The organism is Curtobacterium sp. MCSS17_011, assembly GCF_003224275.1.
GTDB lineage: Bacteria > Actinomycetota > Actinomycetes > Actinomycetales > Microbacteriaceae > Curtobacterium.
Map to the genome: position 1 here is coordinate 1 of NZ_QKLE01000053.1, position 3,435 is coordinate 3,435.

Below are 3,435 nucleotides of genomic sequence, written 5' to 3' on the forward strand. Positions count from 1 at the left end.
CCGCACGACTGAACCACGAAGGCTTGTCTATAGTGCGAAATCTACAACTTCGGTGGTGTGCTTGAGCCCCGTTACATTGTCGGCGCGGAATCACTTGACCAGTGAGCTATTACGCACTCTTTCAAGGGTGGCTGCTTCTAAGCCAACCTCCTGGTTGTCTGTGCAACTCCACATCCTTTCCCACTTAGCACACGCTTAGGGACCTTAGTTGGTAGTCTGGGTTGTTTCCCTCTCGACGATGAAGCTTATCCCCCACCGTCTCACTGCTGCGCTCTCACTCACCGGCATTCGGAGTTTGGCTGACGTCAGTAACCTGTTGAGGCCCATCGGCCATCCAGTAGCTCTACCTCCGGCGAGAAACACGCAACGCTGCACCTAAATGCATTTCGGAGAGAACCAGCTATCACGAAGTTTGATTGGCCTTTCACCCCTATCCACAGCTCATCCCCTCCATTTTCAACTGAAGTGGGTTCGGTCCTCCACGACGTCTTACCGTCGCTTCAACCTGGCCATGGATAGATCACTTCGCTTCGGGTCTAGAACATGCGACTCAAACGCCCTATTCAGACTCGCTTTCGCTACGGCTGCCCCTCACGGGTTAACCTCGCCACATATCACTAACTCGCAGGCTCATTCTTCAAAAGGCACGCCGTCACCCCTACTAAGGAGGCTCCGACGGTTTGTAAGCAAACGGTTTCAGGTACTATTTCACTCCCCTCCCGGGGTACTTTTCACCTTTCCCTCACGGTACTTGTCCGCTATCGGTCATCTGGGAGTATTTAGGCTTATCAGGTGGTCCTGACAGATTCACACGGGATTTCTCGGGCCCCGTGCTACTTGGGATACACATCCGGCCATAACACCATTTCGTCTACGGGGCTGGCACCCACTACGGCCCGGCTTTCAAACCGGTTCGACTATGATGCGCTGTAACCGTCCCAGTCCGGCAGAACTGAGTGACGTGTCCCACAACCCCGACCATGCAACGCCCGCCGGCTATCACACATGATCGGTTTAGCCTCATCCGCTTTCGCTCGCCACTACTCACGGAATCACATGTTGTTTTCTCTTCCTGTGGGTACTGAGATGTTTCACTTCCCCACGTTCCCTCTACCCGCCCTATATATTCAGGCGGGAGTCACCAGGTCGCAAAACGCCTGGCGGGGTTTCCCCATTCGGAAATCCTCGGATCACAGCTCGATTATCAGCTCCCCGAGGCTTATCGCAGATTTCTACGTCCTTCATCGGCTCCAGATGCCAAGGCATCCACCGTTTGCTCTTAGAAACTTGACCACAAAGATTAAAATTGCGATCCAACGTCACCACACCAACCCGAAGGCCGGTCATGGATGACGCGAATCAAAGATGCTCGCGTCCACTGTGTAGTTCTCAACATACGATCGGCACCAGCACTCCCCCACCACAACAGTAGGTTCACCCCGGCCCGACGAAGGACCCGTAGGCCCAACCCCCACCACCACTCACGTGACAGCGGGAAGCCTGGTCCCTCAGGACCCAACAACGTGCACCAGCTGAGCAGCTCCACCCCCGACCCGTCCCAACCCTGCAAGCAGAGCGTACTGAGGTCGGAAGCATCACTCCCAACTGCACTGTCAATGTTCCACCCATGAGCTACCCGTCGGACACGTTCGGTCCGAAACAGGCGCCTGGACCAGCAACCAACCACCCATGATGGGCAACCAGCACTGACCAGATGCTCCTTAGAAAGGAGGTGATCCAGCCGCACCTTCCGGTACGGCTACCTTGTTACGACTTAGTCCTAATCACCGATCCCACCTTCGACGGCTCCTTCCACAAGGGTTAGGCCACCGGCTTCGGGTGTTACCGACTTTCATGACTTGACGGGCGGTGTGTACAAGGCCCGGGAACGTATTCACCGCAGCGTTGCTGATCTGCGATTACTAGCGACTCCGACTTCATGAGGTCGAGTTGCAGACCTCAATCCGAACTGAGACCGGCTTTTTGGGATTCGCTCCACCTTACGGTATCGCAGCCCTTTGTACCGGCCATTGTAGCATGCGTGAAGCCCAAGACATAAGGGGCATGATGATTTGACGTCATCCCCACCTTCCTCCGAGTTGACCCCGGCAGTCTCCTATGAGTCCCCGGCATAACCCGCTGGCAACATAGAACGAGGGTTGCGCTCGTTGCGGGACTTAACCCAACATCTCACGACACGAGCTGACGACAACCATGCACCACCTGTACACCGACCACAAGGGGGCGACCATCTCTGGCCGTTTCCGGTGTATGTCAAGCCTTGGTAAGGTTCTTCGCGTTGCATCGAATTAATCCGCATGCTCCGCCGCTTGTGCGGGCCCCCGTCAATTCCTTTGAGTTTTAGCCTTGCGGCCGTACTCCCCAGGCGGGGCGCTTAATGCGTTAGCTACGACACAGAAACCGTGGAAAGGTCCCTACATCTAGCGCCCAACGTTTACGGCATGGACTACCAGGGTATCTAATCCTGTTCGCTCCCCATGCTTTCGCTCCTCAGCGTCAGTTACGGCCCAGAGATCTGCCTTCGCCATCGGTGTTCCTCCTGATATCTGCGCATTCCACCGCTACACCAGGAATTCCAATCTCCCCTACCGCACTCTAGTCTGCCCGTACCCACTGCAAGCCCGAGGTTGAGCCTCGGGATTTCACAGCAGACGCGACAAACCGCCTACGAGCTCTTTACGCCCAATAATTCCGGACAACGCTTGCACCCTACGTATTACCGCGGCTGCTGGCACGTAGTTAGCCGGTGCTTTTTCTGCAGGTACCGTCACTTTCGCTTCTTCCCTACTAAAAGAGGTTTACAACCCGAAGGCCGTCATCCCTCACGCGGCGTTGCTGCATCAGGCTTTCGCCCATTGTGCAATATTCCCCACTGCTGCCTCCCGTAGGAGTCTGGGCCGTGTCTCAGTCCCAGTGTGGCCGGTCACCCTCTCAGGCCGGCTACCCGTCGTCGCCTTGGTGAGCCATTACCTCACCAACAAGCTGATAGGCCGCGAGTCCATCCCCAACCAAAAAATCTTTCCACCACCAGACCATGCGGCCAGTGATCATATCCAGTATTAGACGTCGTTTCCAACGCTTATCCCAGAGTCAGGGGCAGGTTACTCACGTGTTACTCACCCGTTCGCCACTAATCCACCCAGCAAGCTGGGCATCATCGTTCGACTTGCATGTGTTAAGCACGCCGCCAGCGTTCGTCCTGAGCCAGGATCAAACTCTCCGTAAAAAAATACAGACCCAACACCCGAAAGTGTCAGACCGAGTTGATTCTGACTGTTGACTGTCTACTGACAATCTTCAATCCAAAAGGAATTGCTTCATGACCCGGTCAGCAAGCCGACCAGGCACGAGGTCAATCAATAAATTGGCATTGACAATGTGCACGCTGTTGAGTTCTCAAGGACCAGACGCACT

At 55.3% G+C, this 3,435-nt stretch carries 2 rRNA genes; both read right to left on the reverse strand.

Annotation, left to right across the window (positions count from 1 at the left end):
* Window positions 1-1,293: ribosomal RNA gene (locus DEJ17_RS17385) — 23S ribosomal RNA — on the reverse strand; the annotation flags it as partial.
* Between the two features lie 432 nt (window positions 1,294-1,725).
* Window positions 1,726-3,247 (reverse strand): 16S ribosomal RNA (locus tag DEJ17_RS17390).
* Between the last annotated feature and the right edge of the window lie 188 nt (window positions 3,248-3,435).